Annotated in this window: 20 protein-coding genes and 3 tRNA genes; all 23 read left to right on the top strand. The window is 54.4% G+C overall.

The annotated features are described in order from the left end of the window. The first annotated feature begins 70 nt into the window (after positions 1-70). The 23 genes from flhA to DPEP_RS01290 all read left to right on the top strand — a co-directional run bounded on the left by flhA (position 71) and on the right by DPEP_RS01290 (position 19,657). Positions 71-2,179, top strand: coding sequence for a flagellar biosynthesis protein FlhA (flhA, locus tag DPEP_RS01400; protein WP_005658948.1), 2,109 nt, complete (start codon positions 71-73; stop codon positions 2,177-2,179). 3 nt (positions 2,180-2,182) lie between these two features. Continuing rightward, positions 2,183-3,526, top strand: coding sequence for a flagellar biosynthesis GTPase FlhF (gene flhF / locus DPEP_RS01395; protein ID WP_005658946.1), 1,344 nt, complete (start codon positions 2,183-2,185; stop codon positions 3,524-3,526). Then, complete coding sequence (locus DPEP_RS01390) at positions 3,519-4,448, top strand: MinD/ParA family protein (protein ID WP_005658944.1); 930 nt, start codon at positions 3,519-3,521, stop codon at positions 4,446-4,448. Before flhF ends, DPEP_RS01390 begins: the two co-directional genes overlap by 8 nt. Before the next feature lie 10 nt (positions 4,449-4,458). Next, positions 4,459-5,136 carry a flagellar brake protein gene (locus tag DPEP_RS01385; RefSeq protein WP_005658942.1) on the top strand — a complete coding sequence of 226 codons (678 nt, stop codon included), beginning with the start codon at positions 4,459-4,461 and terminating at the stop codon, positions 5,134-5,136. Positions 5,137-5,154: 18 nt separating this feature from the next. Further along, positions 5,155-6,231, top strand: a complete 1,077-nt coding sequence (locus tag DPEP_RS01380; protein ID WP_005658940.1) for a protein-glutamate methylesterase/protein-glutamine glutaminase — start codon at positions 5,155-5,157, stop codon at positions 6,229-6,231. A gap of 15 nt (positions 6,232-6,246) precedes the next feature. Then, on the top strand, positions 6,247-8,259 hold the full coding sequence (locus DPEP_RS01375; protein ID WP_005658939.1) for a chemotaxis protein CheA: 2,013 nt from the start codon (positions 6,247-6,249) through the stop codon (positions 8,257-8,259). Between the two features lie 15 nt (positions 8,260-8,274). Further along, on the top strand, positions 8,275-8,901 hold the full coding sequence (locus DPEP_RS01370; RefSeq protein WP_005658938.1) for a chemotaxis protein CheC: 627 nt from the start codon (positions 8,275-8,277) through the stop codon (positions 8,899-8,901). Further along, positions 8,901-9,389 (top strand): chemotaxis protein CheD, encoded by a 489-nt coding sequence (locus DPEP_RS01365; RefSeq protein WP_005658937.1) that lies wholly within the window; start codon positions 8,901-8,903, stop codon positions 9,387-9,389. The genes DPEP_RS01370 and DPEP_RS01365 overlap by 1 nt, the downstream gene beginning before the upstream one ends. A 54-nt stretch (positions 9,390-9,443) precedes the next feature. Further along, positions 9,444-10,190, top strand: coding sequence for a sigma-70 family RNA polymerase sigma factor (locus tag DPEP_RS01360; protein ID WP_005658936.1), 747 nt, complete (start codon positions 9,444-9,446; stop codon positions 10,188-10,190). A gap of 38 nt (positions 10,191-10,228) precedes the next feature. Then, on the top strand, positions 10,229-11,809 hold the full coding sequence (locus DPEP_RS01355) for a DUF342 domain-containing protein (protein WP_005658935.1): 1,581 nt from the start codon (positions 10,229-10,231) through the stop codon (positions 11,807-11,809). Between the two features lie 27 nt (positions 11,810-11,836). Further along, positions 11,837-12,136 carry a hypothetical protein gene (locus DPEP_RS01350; RefSeq protein WP_005658934.1) on the top strand — a complete coding sequence of 100 codons (300 nt, stop codon included), beginning with the start codon at positions 11,837-11,839 and terminating at the stop codon, positions 12,134-12,136. Next, positions 12,129-12,659: a hypothetical protein gene (locus tag DPEP_RS01345; protein WP_005658931.1), complete on the top strand. Its 531-nt coding sequence runs from the start codon at positions 12,129-12,131 to the stop codon at positions 12,657-12,659. The genes DPEP_RS01350 and DPEP_RS01345 overlap by 8 nt, the downstream gene beginning before the upstream one ends. 5 nt (positions 12,660-12,664) lie before the next feature. Further along, positions 12,665-13,237, top strand: a complete 573-nt coding sequence (locus DPEP_RS01340) for a hypothetical protein (protein WP_005658928.1) — start codon at positions 12,665-12,667, stop codon at positions 13,235-13,237. 56 nt (positions 13,238-13,293) lie between these two features. Then, positions 13,294-13,776 carry a S1 RNA-binding domain-containing protein gene (locus DPEP_RS01335; protein ID WP_005658926.1) on the top strand — a complete coding sequence of 161 codons (483 nt, stop codon included), beginning with the start codon at positions 13,294-13,296 and terminating at the stop codon, positions 13,774-13,776. Positions 13,777-13,781: 5 nt separating this feature from the next. Beyond that, entirely contained in the window at positions 13,782-14,351 is a 570-nt protein-coding gene (locus DPEP_RS01330; RefSeq protein ID WP_005658924.1) for a DUF501 domain-containing protein, read from the top strand. A 50-nt stretch (positions 14,352-14,401) separates the two neighbouring features. Beyond that, positions 14,402-14,477, top strand: a tRNA-Lys gene (locus tag DPEP_RS01325). A 3-nt stretch (positions 14,478-14,480) separates the two neighbouring features. Continuing rightward, positions 14,481-14,556 (top strand) — tRNA-Glu (locus tag DPEP_RS01320). Between the two features lie 7 nt (positions 14,557-14,563). Beyond that, positions 14,564-14,639, top strand: a tRNA-Thr gene (locus tag DPEP_RS01315). A gap of 65 nt (positions 14,640-14,704) precedes the next feature. Continuing rightward, positions 14,705-15,352, top strand: coding sequence for a histidine phosphatase family protein (locus tag DPEP_RS12955; protein WP_198003011.1), 648 nt, complete (start codon positions 14,705-14,707; stop codon positions 15,350-15,352). Positions 15,353-15,420: 68 nt separating this feature from the next. Continuing rightward, the gene (locus tag DPEP_RS01305) at positions 15,421-15,990 is read left to right on the top strand and encodes a sigma-70 family RNA polymerase sigma factor (RefSeq protein WP_005658920.1); all 570 of its coding nucleotides are present in this window, start codon (positions 15,421-15,423) and stop codon (positions 15,988-15,990) included. A gap of 52 nt (positions 15,991-16,042) precedes the next feature. Then, a complete protein-coding gene (locus DPEP_RS01300) occupies positions 16,043-16,630 on the top strand; it encodes a hypothetical protein (protein WP_005658919.1) in 588 nt (195 codons plus the stop codon). Positions 16,631-16,683: 53 nt separating this feature from the next. Then, positions 16,684-18,396 carry a BamA/OMP85 family outer membrane protein gene (locus tag DPEP_RS01295; RefSeq protein ID WP_241760455.1) on the top strand — a complete coding sequence of 571 codons (1,713 nt, stop codon included), beginning with the start codon at positions 16,684-16,686 and terminating at the stop codon, positions 18,394-18,396. A 31-nt stretch (positions 18,397-18,427) separates the two neighbouring features. Beyond that, positions 18,428-19,657: a hypothetical protein gene (locus DPEP_RS01290; protein WP_040382285.1), complete on the top strand. Its 1,230-nt coding sequence runs from the start codon at positions 18,428-18,430 to the stop codon at positions 19,655-19,657. Positions 19,658-19,678 lie beyond the last annotated feature (21 nt).

Below are 19,678 nucleotides of genomic sequence, written 5' to 3'. Positions count from 1 at the left end.
CCCTTGGTTTCTGGTAAAGTTCTGGAATATCGAATTCATCATCTGATGCAAAACGAGAGGATGCGTGAGTATGGCAGAGGAACGGATGACTATGGTAGAGAGGATGCTTCGCTTTGCAGATGTAGGCGTGGCGGCCCTGATGGTTTTGGTCGTGGTCATGATGATCATACCTCTGCCCACCTGGCTGTTGGATATCCTCCTGACCCTGAACATAACCTTCGGCGTGGTGGTCCTTCTGGTGACCTTCTACGTCAACAGAGCTCTCGAGATATCGTCGTTTCCTTCCATCTTGCTAATAGTAACCCTTTTCCGGTTGGCACTGAACGTATCCACCACCCGGTTGATATTGCTTAGAGGTAACGCGGGGAACATTATCTCCTCTTTCGGCAATTTCGTTGTCGGAGGAAACTACGTCGTCGGAGCGGTGGTCTTCCTAATATTGGTCATAATTCAGTTTCTCGTCATAACTAAGGGGGCTGAACGAGTCGCCGAGGTCGCAGCCAGGTTTACACTGGACGCCATGCCGGGAAAACAGATGGCCATAGACGCCGACCTAAACGCCGGTTTGATAGACGAACTTGGCGCAAAGGAAAGACGAAGGGATATCCAGAGGGAGGCGGATTTCTACGGATCGATGGACGGTGCCTCCAAGTTCGTCAAAGGAGATGCCATCGCCGGTCTGATCATAACCATAATAAACATTCTCGGGGGGCTGGCCATCGGTGTGTTTCAGCGCGGATTGTCCCTCGGTCAGGCGGCAGGTGTCTACAGTCTCCTAACGGTTGGAGACGGGTTGGTGTCTCAGATACCGGCTCTGCTATTTTCCACCGCTACCGGCATAATCGTCACCAGAGCCGCCGGTGACTCGAACCTTGGTCGGGACGTGTTCTCGTCCTTTATAAGATATCCCAGACCTCTGATGATAGGTACCGCCCTGCTATTTGCCTTCGCCATGGTGCCAGGTCTTCCTACTTTCCCCTTCATGTTCCTCGGGGTGTTCCTTGGATTCATGGCCTATGGGGTCTACCGAGAAGCTAAGACCCAGGAAGGTCTGTCCGGCGAGCCCGGGGTGGGGGGGAAGGGCAAGGGAGCCTCTCCTGCAGGAGGAGAGGGAGACCACCCGACCTCTCAGACTCCCACCTCCCCGGAAGATGTCATGAAACTTCTGGCAGTGGACCCCATGGAAATGGAGATAGGCTATGCGGTGATCCCTCTTGTCGATCCCGCTCAGGGAGGGGACATGCTGGACCGTATCAGTACCATAAGGAAGCAGATGGCCATGGACATGGGGCTGGTGGTCCCGTCCATCAGGATAAGGGACAACATTCAGCTGAAACCCTCAGAGTATCTCATAAGGGTCAAGGGAGCTCTGGAGGGTCAGGGAGATCTCATGCCGGAACACTATCTCGCCATGGACACTGGAAACGTCACTGAGGAGGTCGTAGGTGTTCCCACCACAGAGCCCGCCTTTGGTCTTCCGGCCCTCTGGATATCTCCGGAGCTTCGGGACAAAGCGGAGGCCAGCGGCTACACCGTCGTGGACGCTCCTTCCGTGCTGGCCACCCATCTGTCGGAGGTCATAAAGTCTCACGGTGCCGATCTCATAACCAGACAGGAGGTCCAGAAACTTACCGACATGGTCAAGGAGAGCAATTCCGCCGTTATCGAGGAAATGCTCAGCGTTCTCGGCCTTGGGGACATCCAGAAAGTCCTTCAGAACCTGGTTGCGGAGCATATCCCTATCAGGGATCTGGTGACCATTTTCGAGACCTTGACCGATTACGGAAGGCTCTCTACCTCGGTGGACTATCTTACCGAGAGGGTGAGGGAGAGCCTGGCCCGTATAATCTCTTTGAGGCTCAAGGAGAACGACGTCATAACCGTGTCCACCCTTTCCCCTACCTGGGAACAGAAGATAAGGGACGCCTTGGAGGGCGATCTTGCCAAGGGATGGCGTCTCAACATGGATTCCAGGGAGATTTCCAAGCTGATTACCTCCGTGTCGGCCAAGTCCGAGGAGGCCATGCTTCAGGGATTCTCTCCCATCCTGCTTGTGAGTCCCGACGTCAGGCTTGTTGTCCGTCGAGTTCTGGAATCCTCGTTGCCCGGTCTGTTCGTGGTGTCTTATAATGAAATAAGCCATGGTATAGATATCAAGTCGTTGGGGATGGTGGAGTAGAGAATGAGGGTTGTCCAACAGATCACCTTTGAGGCTAAAGACGATGCCGAGGCCATCAGGATCGCTGCCGATCGACTGGGCAGAGATGCTGTGGTGCTTTCTACCCGCCCGGTCAACAAGGGGGGCTTCCTGGGGTTGTTCGGAAAGCCCGCCCTGGTCGTGACGGCAGGTATCCTGGAGGAAGACGAGCCCAAAAAGAAGGAAGAGCCTATAGGAGATAGGGTTCGGGCCTTTCAGCAGCTGCTGGAGGGGAAAAGGGACAGTTTTCCTGTCGTTCCTTCGGAAGGAAGATCGTCTGGCAAAAAGGAGACAGACGACACTCCCGTCGGAGAAAGGGAGGACAGGGTTGAACTGTCTTCGCCTGTGGCCACAGCCTCCCGTCCTTCCGTCTCTAGAGAGAAGGTCGCCCAGGCCTATGGAAAGGGTCCTAATTCCGTAGAGGAAAGGGATAACAAAAATCTCTCCGATGACGTGGAGAGAATTCAGCGTACATTATCCTCCGTACTTGAACGGCTGGATAGGGCTTCCGTGTCCGACGGTGGGACAGAGAAGCCTCCTGAGCCGAGATTGGCGCCTTCATCCATGGACGATTGTCGGGAGCGTTGGCGTCATATGTTGCTGGAGATAGATATGACCGAATCCTTCGTGGACGCTCTCCTAGAACGCTACAGAGGTTCTCTGGACGATTTATCCTTTAAGGATTGGTTGAAGGAATCCATAAGGGCACCCTTTCGGGACGTCATAAGCGCGCTGGGCGGATCCAGGGTGATGTTTATAGGTCCCACCGGGGTTGGCAAAACCACCACCATAGCCAAGCTGGCGGCGGCCAATTCCCTGTGGGAAGACCGAAAGGTCCTCCTTGCTACCGCCGATACCTATCGTATAGCGGCGGTCGAGCAACTCAGGACCTACGCCAAGATTCTTGGCGTGCCCGTCGAGGTGATCTTCGACCCTCAGGATCTCAAGGGAATCAGGGAGAAGAGGGATGTGGAGCTTATTCTGCTTGACACTGCCGGGAGAAGCCAGAGGGACTCTCGCAGGCTGGACGAGGCCAAGGAGCTTTACGAGGCTTTCGCTCCCGAGAGCGTCCACCTCGTCATCTCAGCCAGTTCCAAATACAGGGACATGCTCGACGTCATAGAGAGGATGGGGAATATGCCTATATCTCACCTCATATTTACGAAGCTGGACGAGACCCTTACTCTGGGACCGGTGCTGGAGATAGCCCTCAACTTCGATATTCCCATATCTTTTCTGACCGTAGGTCAGAACGTCCCCAACGATATAGAGGTGGCCTCTACGGATCGTATCGTTAATATGGCATTAGGCGGTGGATACGGTGATTGATCGCAAAGCTTCCGTGACCGACCAAGCCTCCGACCTGAGGCGTATGGTCGCTTCCATATCGGAGGAGAAAAAAAACATCAGACGGCCCGGTTTTCTACGTTCCATAGCTGTCGTAGGAGGAAAGGGCGGCGTCGGAAAGAGCAATATCTCCGTCAATCTGGCCCTGGCTCTGGGAGAGATGGGGCACAATGTGGCTCTTCTGGACGGGGATCTCGGATTGGCCAACGTAGATATCCTTATGGGTGTCCAGGCTCCTTATAACCTGATCCACCTGGTAAGGGGGGAGAGGTCTCTTGACGAGATCCTGTGCGATGTTGGAGACGGCGTCTCCTTGATACCTGGAGGAACCGGCATAGAGGAACTGGCCAACCTGGATGAATCTGCCCAGTCGGCCTTGATAAACGCCTTGGCTGAGCTGGAGTCCTTCGCGGATATCATGGTGGTCGATACAGGGGCGGGTATCCACAGAAACATGATATCCTTCGCTCTTTCTGCCGATACGGTTATACTTGTTACTACGCCGGAGCCCACGTCCATAAGGGATGCGTACGGACTCCTGAAATCCTTGGTGTTCGGAACGGTTGGAAAACTGGACGTTCGAGTGCTGGTCAATATGGTCTCCTCCGAGGAGGAAGCCCGATCCGTGGCCGGGCGTATGCGTTTCGCTGCCAGTCAGTTTCTCAGGGTGGACCTGGGCTACTCCGGATATGTCTTGACCGATAGCAGACTGTCTGACTCGGTGCGGGCCAGGAAACCTCTGATAAGATTCGCTCCTCGTTCGGATGCGTCCGAATGTTTCCGTAGAATCGCCAGGACCCTTATGTCCGAAGGTGGAGAAGATAGATCTTTCGATCCGGGGCGGGGCGTTAAGTCACTGTTCTTCAAGCTTGCCAGAAGCCTCGGAGTCGGTCGGGATAGATAGGGGGTAGAGCATGGAAGCGAAGACCCTTTTAGATAAAGATCCTCAACTGATAGGCTCCAAAGTGGACATATCCATAGTTGCCGGGCTCTATAAAGGGCAGTATCCATCTCGCTTGGAGGACGGTTATGAGGACGTATGGAAACTCTCCCATCCTTTCCTCGGAGGTGGTCTGCTGCCTATGTATCGCGGGGTGGAGCTTAAGCTTTCTCTGAGCTCCGATAAAAGCGTCTATAAAGTGAACGGTTCCGTCCTGGGCACAGTCAGGGAGGGAGCCATCGTCCTGTTGGTGGTGAAGGTCTCCGGCGAGGTGCAGAACCTTCAGAGACGTCGCTTCGTAAGGGTCCCCTGTATGCTGAACGTCGAGGTAGCTCCTCTCGGTTTTTTTCTGGACAGCCACCATGGATGGATCGACGGGGTCGCCAAGGATGTCAGTCTGGGTGGCGTTAGGCTTTCGTTGAAGGGGAACTGTTCCTCTTCCTTCAGAGATATGTCCAGATTTATGCTGAAATTGCCTTTAGATGATGTGGCATCCTATCTCTCCTGTCGGCTAGTCGTGGTACGATACATAGAAGAACATGACGTTACCGAGTTGGCCCTGGCCTTCGATTTTCTTCCTGCTACTCTGGAGAAATCCTTGGGCCGCTTTATTCGAGAAAAAGAACTGGCGTCCAGGAGGGATGGGCGCTGACGAGGGGAGGGTGATCCGGTGAAAAACATAAAAGTCCTGGTCGTGGACGATTCCTCTTTCATGAGGAAGATTCTCGGGGATATTTTGGAGGAGACGCCGGGTATAACCGTTATAGCCAAGGCACGAGACGGTGTAGACGCTCTGGAGAAAATAGAGCGATACAGCCCCGACGTGGTTACTCTTGACGTGGAGATGCCGAGAAAGAACGGCCTGGAGACCCTAAAGGAGATCATGGATCGTTTCCCCATGCCGGTAATAATGGTGAGCAGTCTGACCAGAGAGGGAGCCTCTGTCACCATGCAGGCCCTCGCTCTTGGTGCCGTAGATTTCGTGGCGAAGCCGTCCGGCACCATATCTTTGGACATGAGGGACGTTGGAGACGAACTCAAACAAAAGGTTTTGGGGGCTGCTTTCGCCAGATCTGCCGTACCAGGTAAGCCCTTTTTGAAAAAGACGACACCTCCATTGTCGTCTTTGAAGCGTCAGGCCACCGTCAAACCTCCGGTTCCCGGGATGCATCCGAAACTCGTCTGTATAGCATCTTCTACCGGAGGTCCTCAGGCGCTTCAACGTTTGTTGACCGCCCTGCCCTCTGATTTTCCGCTTCCCATAATAGTGGCTCAGCATATGCCCAGAGGTTTTACCGCTTCCTTTGCGACCAGACTTAACGATCTATCCAGTATAAACGTGGTCGAGGGACAGGAGAACACGATCCTCAGACCTGGTCTGGCGGTCATAGCTCCAGGCGGTTATCATATGATTCTGAAGGGAGGAGCCGGCAATCTTTCGATCGGTCTGTCCGACGCACCTCCTGTTTTGTCGGTAAAGCCGTCGGCCAACGTGATGTTCCTCAGCGTGGCCGATATACTTGGAGGAAACGTAGTAGCCGTCATCCTTACCGGAATGGGCAGAGACGGTACGGATGGAGCTCAGGTCCTATCGTCCATGGGAGCATACGTTTTTGGAGAATCCCCGGAAACCTGCGTGGTCTACGGTATGCCCAGGGCGGCTATGGAAGCAGGCGTGGTCAACGAGCAGTTGCCGTTGCATAAAATAGCGCCGGCCTTGGACCGCTTCGTGAGAGAAAATCGATAGAGGAGATGATAGGACATGTCTACCGATATGAGCCAGTACCTGGGAGCCTACCTCGACGAGGCGACCGATAACCTCCAGCAACTTAACGAGCTTATATTGGCGGTCGAGCAGGACCGTCGCAGTCGCGACACGATAGACGAGATATTCAGGACGGCTCACACTCTGAAGGGTATGTCCGCCACGATGGGTTTTAAGCATATGGCCGAGCTCACCCATGCGTTGGAGGACCGTTTCTCCAAGGTCCGAAGCGGCGACGAAGATCTAACCGACGACGATATAGACCATCTTTTTCAGAGCCTCGACCTCATGCAGTCCATGGTTGATGCGATCAGGGACGGAGGAACCGATCAGGACACCGATATATCCTCCCTGGTAGCCCAGCTGAGGGAGGAAAACGTAGAGCCCTCTTCGGTGGAAAAAGGCACGGAGGAATCGGAGCTTTCTGATCAGGAAAAGGAATGGCTTGTAGACGCTACCAAGATGGGGCTGGCTGTCTACAAGGTTAAAGTGCTCCTGGATCAAGAGTGTCTTCTGAAAGCCGCCAGGGCATATATGGTGGTAAGTCGCCTTGAGGAGATGGGAGAGATCGTGAAATGCGATCCCTCCGTCGACGATCTGGAAAAGGAACAGTTCGATCACTCTTTCATCGTGTATATAGGAACCAAGGACGAGGCGGACGTCGTTAAAAATGCGGTAATGTCCGTCAGCGAAGTGGTCGAGACCGAGGTCCTGCCCTGGGAGGTGGAGAAAGGGGAAACATCTGAGGAGGTCGCGGTCTCCGATGAAAAACCCGCTAAGGCCGCCGCAGCGCCCGCCCAAGCTAAGCAGGCGGATGAAGCTCCCAAAACTAAGAAGGCCCCGAAGGCCAAGAAAACGTCTCAGACCGTGAGGGTTGACATAGGTCGTCTGGACAGCCTGATGAATCTGGTAGGCGAGCTGGTAATAGGGAAAGCCCGAATAGAACGTCTGGTTCTCGAGTCCAAGCTGAGGGAGTTCGACGAGCCCCTCTCTCAACTGGGTAGAATCTCCGGCGACATCCAGGAGCTTGTCACCAAGCTTCGCATGGTCCCGGTTTCCTTCATCTTCGATCGTTTCCCCAGGCTCATAAGGGATATCTCCAAGAATCTCGGCAAGGACGTCGAGCTCGTGATAGAGGGACAGGAAACGGAGCTGGATCGAACCGTCATCGACGAGATAGGCGACCCCATGGTCCACCTCATAAGAAACTCCGTCGATCACGGGGTGGAGATCCCGGAGATCAGAAAGACCGCCGGTAAGCCCGCTCAGGGAACCATACGCATCGCTGCCTATCAGGAAGGCAACAGCGTCATAATAGAGGTGGCCGACGACGGAAAGGGCATAGACCCTGTGGCGGTCGGCAAAAAAGCGGTAGAACGCGGAATGGTCACTGAAGAGGCGTTGGCGGAGATGTCTGACGACGAGATAATCCAATTTGTCTTCCTTCCGGGATTCAGCATGGCCAAAGAGGTTACAGACCTTTCCGGCAGAGGGGTCGGTATGGACGCGGTCAAACGCAAAGTCGAGGCCTTGGGAGGCCAGTTCGAGGTCCGTTCGAAAGTCGGAGAGGGCACCAACGTCTACATAAGGCTCCCCCTCACCTTGGCTATAGTTCTTGCCTTGTTGGTTCGGGTCGGAAACGAGACCTACGCCATACCTCTGGAGAACGTGGACGAAACCATCCTGGTACGTGAAGAGGACATGAAGAGAATGCACGGTCGCCCTGTTACTCTGCTCAGAGGAGAGGTCCTCACCCTGGGAGATCTGGCGTCCACCCTCGACGCGGTAAGAGATGACGAGGAGAGAAACGAGTATCCCGTGGTGGTGGTCAGGGCCGGTAGAAACAAGATCGGCTTTGTAGTGGACGCCTTGGTGGGTCAGCAGGAAATAGTGATTAAATCGCTTGGAAGGCTTTTGTCCAAAATAAAGGGAATAGCCGGAGCCACCATCTTGGGAGATGGCAACGTCGCTCTTATACTGGACGTGGCTTCCCTTAAAGTAAGGGCTTAGGAGTAGATAGGGACAATGGAGTATAACGATTTCAGTCCGTTGCATCTTGATGCCATAAGAGAAGTGGTAAATATAGGGGCGGGAAACGCCGCGACTGCGTTATCCGAGATGTTGGGTAAACCGGTCGTCATGGGGGTCCCCGACGTAGAGCTAGTGTCGATTTACGAGGTGTCCGAACGTTTCGGCCCCCCCGAGGATTTTGTTGCCGCTGTCTACACTCATGGAGAGGGAACCTTCCCATGTAATCTCATCTTTATACAGGATGAGGAGGCCGCCCAGGGGATGGTGGATGCCATGTTCATCTCCAGGATGAACACGGATGGGAGGGACTTTCCCCCGGAGATGAGAGACAGTGCCCTCAGCGAGCTCGGAAACATAATTCTGAGTTCCTTCCTGAATGCGGTTAGCCGGATGATAGGATCTGAGTCGATCTCGATTTCGGTGCCAGGAGTAGCCCATGATATGCTGGGGGCCATACTGGAGTTCGTCGCCTCCATCTTTGCCCAGTCCGGTGAACTGGCTCTTCTGGTCAACACGACATTGAAGCTGGACCAAGAGGGGACGGACATCAAGGGGAACATAATGATGGTCCCCGATCCCGGAGCTCTCGAGATCCTTCTCTCCAAACTGGGGGTGCTTTGATGGAAAAAGGGCAACATGTCGGAATGGCCGACACAGTCCTTGTTAAACATCCCGGCAAGCTCATCTCCCTCGGCCTTGGGTCCTGCATCGGCCTGGTTCTCTACGACGAGACAGCCAAGGTGGCCGCCATGGCTCACATAATGCTGCCTGAGAGCAGAAAGGACAAGGACACTCCGAAGCCGGGAAAGTTCGCCGACACAGCCGTTCCCACCCTCATCGACATGGTGTTGAAGGCCGGGGCCAAAAAAGACCGTTTGAAGGCTAAGATGGCCGGTGGATCCCAGATGTTCAATGTCCCTGGGTCAAAGTCGGGGTTTCTTGCGGTGGGGACTAGAAACGCCGAGGAGACCGAGAAGAACCTGAAGTCGGCGGGAATAAAACTTGTGGGCTCGGACACTGGAGGAAACAAAGGTCGGAGCGTAGAATTTTCTACGGATGACTGGATATTGGTCGTCAAGACCCTGGGCACAGGCAAACAGGGGATATAATATAGTTTCGTACCGAGCTTATCTTTCGGTGGATTTCGAGAGGGGGATAATTCCATGCCACCATCCAAAGAGGACGAGGCCCTGTGGCAGAGGTACCGGTCGAATCCCTCCGAGAAAGACGAGATAGTAAGCCGCTATATTCCTCTCGTCAAGTACGTCGTGGCACGAATGACAGTTACCCCTCCTCCGGGGTTGGACTATGAGGACCTCATAAGTTTTGGATTGATGGGCCTTTTGGACGCTATAGACAGATTCGAGATAGAGAGAGGCTTTTCCTTCCAGACCTTCGCCGTTCCCAGAATAAGGGGAGCGGTACTGGACGAACTGAGAAAATGCGATTGGTTTTCCAGGACCGGTAGGGAAAAACTGCAACGTCTGGAGAGGGCCACAGAACGGCTTATGATTCAGGGAATAACCCCCGACGACGAATCCCTCAAGAGGGAGATGGACGTGGACGACAAAACCTACCGGGAGATGCTTAGCCTGGCGTCGAGAGGATACGTTGTTTCACTGGACGAGGTCATGTCCCTGGACGAAGGGGACGTTCAAAAAGGGGATCTGCTGTCCTATACAGGAGCCTCCGCTCAGGAGTTTCTGGAGAACCGGGAGGAGAGAGATCTGGTGGTGGGAGCATTGAATCGTCTCTCCGAGAGGGAGCGTCTGGTGCTTTCCATGTACTATCTGGAGGAAATGACCCTTAAGGAGATAGGGCTTGTCCTCGGTGTCACCGAGTCGAGGGTCTCTCAGATACACGGAAAGGCCATCGTCTCCTTAAAGGCTAGACTTTCGGTTCACAGCTGATTTGAAGGTCCGTCCACGATTCGATATGGAGGTGTACCATGTCTGAGCGACTCACAATAGAGAAAAACGAAGAGGGAGTTTATCTCTCGGTCGAAGAAGGGGTCTCCCTAGCCGAGGTGTTGGATTTCTTGACCAGAGAGAGGATCTCCAACTTCGAAGCCGACGCGGTGGAAAAGGCTCTGGAGACCCCGGGCAAGAAGACCAGAATCGCTCAAGGAGAGGCGAGAAAAGATGCCAAGATAAAGGTCGAGATATCCAGAGACTCGATGATCGCCAAGATCTCCGTGGAACCTCCTGAAGGAGACGCCCCGTGGCCTGAGGTGTCGGATCTCAAAAATGCTCTGGAGACCAAGAACGTCATCTACGGAATAGACGAATCTGCTCTACAGTCCATAATCGACGGGCATATATCGGACCAGTGGGTCGACGTCGCCCGAGGCGATCCGGCAATCGACGGCCGTAACGCCGAGGTCGAGTACGTAGTCGAGTTCGGAAGCAGCCGCCCTTTAGAGACAAACGAGGGAGGAAAGGTGGACCTTAAGGAGCTTTCCTCAGTCACCATAGTCCATAAGGATCAGGTTCTTGCTACCCGCATACCTCAGACCGACGGACAAAACGGCATCAACGTGTTCGGAAAAACGGTGAAGGCTAAAAACGGCAAAGACCGCAAACTTCCGGCCGGTCATGGAACTAGGCTATCGGAGGACGGCACCACCCTCTACGCGGATCAAGACGGACACCTAGTCTTCAGGGGCAGCGTGCTGGACGTTCTGCCGATATACGTGGTTCCCGGCGACGTGGATTACAGCGTCGGAAACGTCCACTTCATTGGATCAGTAGACGTAAAAGGTGCTGTCAGGGACGGATTCGAGATAAAGACCTCCGGAAATGTCTCAATCGGAGGCGTCGTCGAGGGAGCGATCATAGAGAACGACGGGGATCTGGAAATAAAAATAGGGGTTTCCGGAGGAAACAAAGGGCACATCCGAAGTGGGGGGTCCCTCACCGCCGGTTATATAGACAAAGCGACCATCCACGTGGACGAAAATCTTCAGGTCAAAGACGCCATCATGCACAGCAACGTATCGGCGGGAAGATCCGTTATCGCCGGGAGCAGGGGAGGCAAGGGACAGATCGTAGGCGGCAAGGTCCAGGCCGGAATATCGGTCAGCTGTGTCACCCTGGGCAGCCATATGGGAACGAAGACCGAGGTTCACGTAGGTGTTTCACCCGATTTGGCCAATAGAAAGAACGAATTAGGCTCTCTTATAGAGGAAAACAAGAAAAAACTAAGCCAGATAGATACCAACATAGCCTTCTTGAAAAAAATTGAGAAGGCAGGAAAACTGGACATGGAAAAAAGGACCATAATGCTCAAGCTCACAAAAGGAAGTTTTCAGCTTCGTTCCCTGATAGACGGTTGGACCAAGGAGCTGGAGGAAGTTGAGTTAAAGATAGAGAGAAGCAGATCCGATCCGAAAGTGAACGTCAAGGAGACATGCTATCCTGGTGTGTCCATAACCATGAGGGGGATAACCTATCTTGTGAGGGAAGAGATGCGGTTCATCACCTTCCGATATGACGGCGGGGAGCTTAAACCCCTGCCCTATGATCCGTAGAGAGACCGAAGGAGGTCGTATGCCGAGATGATACATCCTATAGACCATCAACTGTCTTTCTGGAAGATGGAACAAAACGCTCAGAACCATAAGGACCCGTCATCCTCGGCCCAGCAGGCCCTTCAGTCCGAGGCGGCGGTGGAAGAAGCCGAACATAAAAACACCTCCGTCCAGACCGGGGAAGAGTCGGCCGAGTCCCAGCGGCCCGGTGTCGGCGACAGAGACGCCGGAAAAAACGGAAGACGGGGCGGCGGAGGTAAAAGAAGATTCCGAGACGACGATGGGGACGAATCGGAAAAAAGCGGGGGATTCGAATTCTATGCCTGATAGATCCAGCATAGGCTACGTCAGGGTAGAGGCCGACGGAGACGTTTTTAGTGGGGCTCTGCTGGTGGTGGACGACAGAGGTATACCCTTGGACTTCAGGTATACCGATCCGGTGTCGCCTACCAAATTGGAGAGGGTCCTCTACGGCGAAGCGTTAGACGTGTATATTCAGGAGGACGTTATCCTGGGAAGTCTTCTGGAGGCGGTGGAGGAAAAACCCGATATATGGGTGTGCGAGGATCGTCGAGTTCTCCTCCCGTTGGTTCGTATGTCCAAGTCTTTGTCCGCGTCGATCGACTCCACCTCCAGAGCCCCATTGGACAGCCCCGGGGCTACAGTCCCCATGCCGGAGGAGAACACCTTCTTGGTTCAGACCGATCTGATGGGACCACCCTATCGCGTCACCGTCGAAAAAGCGGAGGTGCTGGATAAGGTGGTCTCTCTCTTGGTTAACCTATCCTCGACGATGGAGCTTCTGGAGCCATTCAATCGGATATCCAAAGCAGTGGAAGCTCTGGACTGAGGGTAATGGATCTCGATTCCGTAAAAAGCGGTCTGAAAAGGCTGTTTCTGTCCAGGGTGTCGATCCACAGGGCTGTCTTGCCCGAGGGGCCCCGCAAGGTGGCCGTCTCGTCCGCTGCCAGATCCGTGGAGGTTCATCCTCTCAGATCTCCGGTCAAGCTCACCGTCTCGCGGTGTGCTCAATGGAGGGGCTTGAGGGCTAAGGGTAAAAAACTGGATCTGTTCATTTCGCCTCCCAAGGCCAGGGGAGGGAAAACCTCCCTCTCCTTCGACGTCTCGGTCGGTACCATTGACCTTAGGATCGAAAGAACCGAGGCAAGAAGCGGTCTAGCCGTAATAGCCAGAATGCCTTCGTCCCGAAGAAACAGGGTCCATTGGCTTCGCGGCGACCGGCGGAAAGATCTCATAGCCGTCTATTATCCTATAATCAAGGACTGCCTCGTAAAAAGTGTGCTGGAGAAAGAGAGCGGTGATCTCTATATCTGGTATAATTCATCCTGTCAAGGAAGTTCCTCTCAGATGTTGTGTCTCGTCTCCGATCCCGGAAAGAGACCTCCTCTGGCGTGGAGATGGATTTGATATAGATTACCTATATTATTATGAGAAATACGAAAGGAGACCCCAAGGGGAACGCAATGGAAGAAAAGAAAAATCTCAAAGAGAACAGTTCGGTAAGCCCGGGAGACGTGGTCACCGGAGTGGTTGAGCAGGTTATGCCTTATGGAGCTTTCGTCCGTCTGTCCACAGGACAGAGGGCCATGGTTCATATATCTCAGCTGTCTCACAATTTTATCAAAAACGTGTCCGACGTGGTTTCGGCGGAGCAGGAAATCACAGCAAAGGTCATCAAGATCGACGACAAAGGGCGTATCGATCTGTCGATCAAGGCCATGTCCGAGCCTCCCGCACGCCCCAGCAGACCTCCTTTCCGCAAACCAGGCGGATCGGGCGGAGGACCGTCCGGAGGTTTCTCCAGGGAGAACTCGGCCCCGAAGACTCCGGAAGAGGATTTCGAGAGAAAGCTCTCTAGTTTCCTCAAGAAAAGCGAGGAGAAGATAGCCACCTTGAACAGTGCCAAGTCGAGCGGAAGAGGTGGACGAAAGAAGGGCGGACGTTAGATTTCATGACCGGAAGAGGCCCTTCGCCCAGTAAGCGGGATATCGACATAATTTCTCGTCAGATGGGAGGGAGGCATTTCGATCCGGCTTTTATCGTCGGCGTAGCTCGTCGTTGCCGTTGGGGTGCCTCTCAGGTCCTGAGATGTTTCCCTCTTAGGAAGGGATTTCCGTTTCCTACCACCTTCTGGTTGTCCTGTCCATGGTTGGCTCGATCCCTAGGGACCCTGGAGTCACAGGGAGGAGTTTCCTCCCTGGAGGATTTTCTCCTGCCACGGAGGGAAGGTTGGCGGGATTTTCAGCTTGAGCACAGGATTCTCCGTCTTAGTCTCCTTTCTTTTGAGGAAAGACGCTTCCTGAGGTTGCACCGAAGGCATATCTGGGAGGTTATCAGATCTGGAGGAGTCGGAGGCATCCGCTACGTACCGGCCAGTCGTCCGACCGTGAAGTGCCTTCACCTTCAGGTCGCGTCTTGGCTGGCTTTAGGACGTCACCCCGGAGCGGAGTGGCTGAGGGATAATATCCCCGATATCTGTTGTCCCGACGGAAGATGTCTTTTAAACAGGGCAGACACTTGACAACCTTGGACTGAGACAGTAAGATACCCAAGCGTTCCCGGAATGCAGAAGAGCCGTTAGCTCAGTTGGCAGAGCACCGGACTTTTAATCCGGGTGTCGTGGGTTCGAATCCCACACGGCTCACCAAGCGGTCCCATCGTCCAGGGGTCTAGGACACCGCCCTTTCACGGCGGCGACGCGGGTTCAAATCCCGCTGGGACCGCCATTTTCTGGCCGGTGTAGCTCAGTTGGTAGAGCAGCGCACTCGTAATGCGCAGGTCTGCAGTTCAAATCTGCACACCGGCTCCAGTGATCTCAGGGTTCTCGGCCTCGACCGGGGGCCTTTTTTTTATCTCTCGAAAGGAGATTTCTTGGTGGACGAAAAAAAACTTCTTCTCCTGCGCCACGGCCAGACGGACTGGAACGTCGCCTTTAAATACCAGGGCTCCATGGATATACCTCTCAACGAAACGGGAGAGCTCCAGGCGGAAAAGACCGCCGACAGATTGAACGAATGGGTTCCCGACGTGTGTCTCGTAAGTCCGCTCCTAAGGGCCTTCAGAACCGCCGAGATAGTCTCCGAAAGGTGGCAAGGTGGGCCGGAACTCTCCGTTATGGACGACCTGAGGGAGATCTCCTTCGGAGCCTGGGAAGGCATGTCTGTAGGCGAGGTCATGGATGCCTATTCCGACGACTACGAGGGCTGGCGGAATGATCCCGGTTCATGGACTCCCCCGGGAGGCGAGCCTTTCGAGAAGGTTCGAGAAAGGGCAAAACGGGTGGTCTCCAGGGTTCTGTCCTGCGACGCAGAGAGGGTGATGGCCGTAACCCACGGAGGGCTGATTCGAGCGATCGTGGCCTCCCTCTTTTCGCTGCCCGACTCCTCCGTCTGGCGTTTCCGTCTGGATAACTGCGCCATGGTGGGAGTCTCTTTCTGGAGAGGAAGCCCCTCTCTGATGTTCTTCAACGACAGCCTTCATCAAGTTGTGGAGGTAGGGACAAAGCTTCCTTTGTCCTTTTAGATAGTCCCCTTTTTCCCTCTTAGCTGGTAAAATAACCTTCGGGACTATTTAGAAAAGGGGGCGTCGCTATGGAGGGAAACCGTCTAGCCGAAGAGGAAGAACGACGGCTTTGGTCGTCCCTAGAGGACGGAGATCCCTCCGCAAGGGAAGATCTAATATTGGCCTATCGTCCCTTGGTCTTCTGGATCGCCAAGAAGTTCAACGTCGGTGGAGACATATACCCCGACCTGATCCAAGAGGGAATGATGGCCCTCATAAAGGGAATAGACAGCTTCGACCCGTCCAGAGGTTTCCGTTTCACAACCTACGGTTACTACAGAATAAGAGGTCAGATGTTGAACTATCTCCAGAGGAAGGAGGCCAAGGCCCCCCTCCCCATGGATAGCTTCGACGAGGAACTTCGGGACCCAATGTCGTCGGAGACTATAGACGCCGTATTGGATCTAAAGGACGGACTGAGACACCTGCCGGAGAGAGAGGCCAGGATACTGTCCGATCTGATAATGGAGGGCCGCAATGCCAAGGATGTGGCAATGGAGGAGAATATAGACGTCAGCCACGTCTACAGACTCAGGAGAAAGGCCTTAGGCTGGCTGAAATCGTGGCTTACTCCGAAGGATGCCACTTCTAGGGGCTGATCGGGGATACTTTTACGTAGGATGATACCTTATTTTGCGGGAGGGTCCTCTTATGGACGGAAAGATAAAAAAAGTTCAACGATGGTTGGAACGTTGTCTGGTGGCATGTAAGTCTCGTTCTTGGGAAAACGCGTTGGCCGATATGGAATGTGCCTCGGCGGAGCTGGAGACGGCTAGGAGAGAGCTTTGGTCCATCGTGGACGGCAGCAGATCCAAGGTGCGAACTCGCCGAATCTCCCGGTCCATAGGTGCCTCGGTCGCCGCGGCCGTTTTCGTCTTGGTGGCGGCCTTTCCCGTCTCGATGCCGGAGCCAGTCCGCAGGGCCGTGAGATCCTCCCTCGCATGGGAGGACCAGAAAGCCCTCCTGGAGCTGGTCACTAGAGACGAGAGGGAAATGCTGCTTATGTTGAGAAAAAACCTCAGCAGTGCGAACGTCCCGGAACGGGCTCCGGAGGTCCCTGCGATTCGGAAGAACCAGCCGGATCGGGTCTCCATGAGGGCCGTAAAGGTCGAAAAAACAGGGAGATCGGTAAAAGACGGGGTTTTCGAAGGCGAGGTTCCGTTGGATCAATTTATAGAGCTTATGAAAATTGGACAGAGGGCACTGAGGACCGACGACGGTCCCGTCCTGTTGGAATAGAGATGAACTAATATCCGGAAGGAGAGGGTCTTGTGAGGCGACCGTCGGTATCTTTGCTTTTAGCCATAGGACTGGTAACTGCGTTTTTTTCGGTAGCCACCGCTGCGCCAGTGGTCACCATGATAGACGTTCAGGGAAACGAGGAGGTCGTCTCCCAGCATATTCTCGGGGTCGTACAGACAGAGATAGGAGAGCCCCTGGATCAGGATGTCCTCAAGAAGGACATAGAGGCCATCTACGGCCTGGGATTTTTTTCCTATGTGGATGCCAAGATAGACCCATATAACGGAGGGGCGGCTGTCACCTATGTGGTAACCGAGAACCCCGTGGTCGAAAAGGTCGAGTTCGTAGGTAATACCGTCTACAGCGAAGAAGACCTGATGAAGCAGGTATTCACCACTCCTGGAACGGTCTTCAACCGGGTCTTTTTCCGCCACGACCTTCAGAGGATAAGGGACAAGTTTCAGGAAGACGGTTACGTCATGATGCGTATCGAGGACGTTCAGGTCGAGGGCGGCATAGTCAAGGTCTACATACTGGAGCCCCGAATCGGAGAGATCGTCATTCAGGGCAACAGAAAGACCAAGACCTACGTCGTCCGTCGGGTCATCGATGTAGAGGAGGGCGACCTGTTTAACTCCATCAGGCTTCGACACTCCCTCAACAAGATAAGGGCGCTCGGCTATTTCGAGGATGTCAGCGTAGGTTTTGAACCCTCCGAGGACGGATCGGGAGACATGGACCTCATCCTTACCGTTAAGGAACAGAAGACCGGCAGGGTAACCTTTTCTATCAGCCACGGTTCCAGCAGCGGCTGGGGAGGCGGTGTTTCCTACGGCGACTCCAACCTGGCGGGCCGGGGCGTGAACCTGGACGTGGGCTTCGAAGCCGGAGATTACGAGGGGTACTGGGCCAGTCTCTCCGACAACTACATGGACGATAAAACCTACGCCTGGAAGATAGGCGTTTATAGCAGGGAGTACGAGGACAGATCCTACTGGGACAACAGCATCGCCACCGACGTAGAGCTCTTCGAATACGACGAAAAGCGCAAGGGCGGCTATATCGGAGCTGGAAAGAAGTTCAAGGGCGACGATAAGCTCAGCTGGTTCGTCACGCTCGACTGGCACGACAGTGAAGTAGACTTCAAGAGCGGCTCCAGGTCTGATTTTGACGATGCCACCGCTAACGGCGGCACTAGCGGCACCACCTTCTCCGCGGAGGGAAAGGTATCCAGAAACAACCTGGATCCCTACCTCAGCTACAGAAAGGGCGATATCGAGATCATCGCGGTCGAGCACGCCATGGAGCTTCTTGGCGGAGACTGGTCCTTCACCAAATATTGGTTCGAGGGCAAGGCCTTTCTTCCCATCAAGGACGTAGAGGATCTGGTCGACATAAACGTCAAGAAAGACAACCCGGTGTACATAGCTGCCAGGATCAAGGCCGGTTCCTCCAGCGGTTCCATCCCCTGGATGGAGCGCTACGAAATGGGCGGTTCTACCACCCTGAGGGGGTACGAATCGGGCCAGTTCAAGGGAGAGGAAATGCTTCTCGGTAACTTCGAGCTCCACGTTCCCATAGAGGAGGCCTTCTCCTTCGTACTGTTCTACGATATAGGAAACACCGAGATGAGCTTCTCCGACATGATAGACGACTACGGTTTCGGGGTGAGGGTCAACACCCCTCTGGGCAACCTGCGTCTGGATTACGCGAACGGCGATGACGATTCGCAGTTCCACTTCGGGTTTGGCGAAATTTTCTGATCGAGGTCGAGAGAAGGGCCTTAGGGGGGCTGTGGCGGCCGTCACTGTCGCCCTGGCCCTCCTTTTTTCGTCCTCGGTCTTGCCTGCGTTGGGATCCGAGATAAAGGTCTCCGGCGCACCGCTATGGATCTCCGCCGCGGCGGAGAGGGCGGTGGATGCCGTATGGTCCGAGCTTTCTAGAAGCGGACTGTCCCGCTCACGGGCGGTGGATACCCTTGGACTCGTCTCCGGCCGGCTTTTCAACGGTTACGACGTCGAAGTCGTAAAAAACGGGCGGAGCAATCCGTCCATAATCCTGTCGGCCAAAAAGGTCCTTTCCTGGCAGGTCGAGTTCCTATCGCCGGAGCTGAAGGAACCCTTCTCTCTGTGGATGGCAGACGATCTCCAATCGGTCAAATTGGAGATGTTGGGTAAACTGTCCGGCGTGCCCTATCAGGCACTGACTTGGGGAGACGATGCCTTCAGGGCGGAGCTTCGATCCGTTATGGAAGATAGAATGCCCGGCTGGAGAGGTGGCGCCGTCGTCCGACTTAAGGATGGCGGAGTTCTCCTCGAGTTGACCGTCACTCCCGAGCCTCCCTATGTTTTGGCCACGGATCCGGCCATATATTCCGGGACGTTGCCCAACATACTCATGGATAGGCTGAAAGAGTCTTTGCTGAAGGATCTTTCTCCTGTGATGGGGCTTCCCGTATCGTGGATCGAATCTCACGGCGAAGCCTTGGACCTATGGGCCAAAGCCATGATAGAGAAGAGAAACACCGTCTCCAACTCCAGGTCCGACGTCAGCCTATCGGTGGTTCCCAGTCAGATAACCAAGGTGGACGCATTGGTGGAGAGCCGTCGCTACGTCCTCAGGGCCTGGCTGGCCGCTCAGGCCGGTGCAAACGGCAGATCTCCCGAACTGGGGCTTCATCTGGGCCGTTTCGTCAAGCTGGTCCCCCGCTGGGAGTCAGAGCTTTACGGAGAATTCCTGGTCGACCTGGAAAACTGGAGTCTCGAGAGCCGCATGGGCCTTAGATGGGGTCTGGTCGATCCGGTCTGGATAGGCGTCGAATACGTCGATCCCGACGACGAACTTTGGTATAGATTGTGGGTTAGGGGAAACAGAAAGGGACCTTATTTCTGGTGCCGTTACAGCGAGAACGACGAAAGCCAGCTGGCCCTGGGATACAGGATAAACCAGGTCGTCTCGGTGGAAATCAATTACGACGATAGTTACGACGACCGGTGGAGTCTTCGTGCCGTAGGAGATCTCTAGGATCGGTCGTCGAGAGGAGAG

The sequence above is a fragment of the Dethiosulfovibrio peptidovorans DSM 11002 genome (assembly GCF_000172975.1).
GTDB classification, from domain to species: Bacteria; Synergistota; Synergistia; order Synergistales; family Dethiosulfovibrionaceae; genus Dethiosulfovibrio; species Dethiosulfovibrio peptidovorans.
The sequence above is the reverse complement of the archived record's forward strand: the minus strand, read 5'-3'. Positions and strand labels throughout refer to the sequence as shown.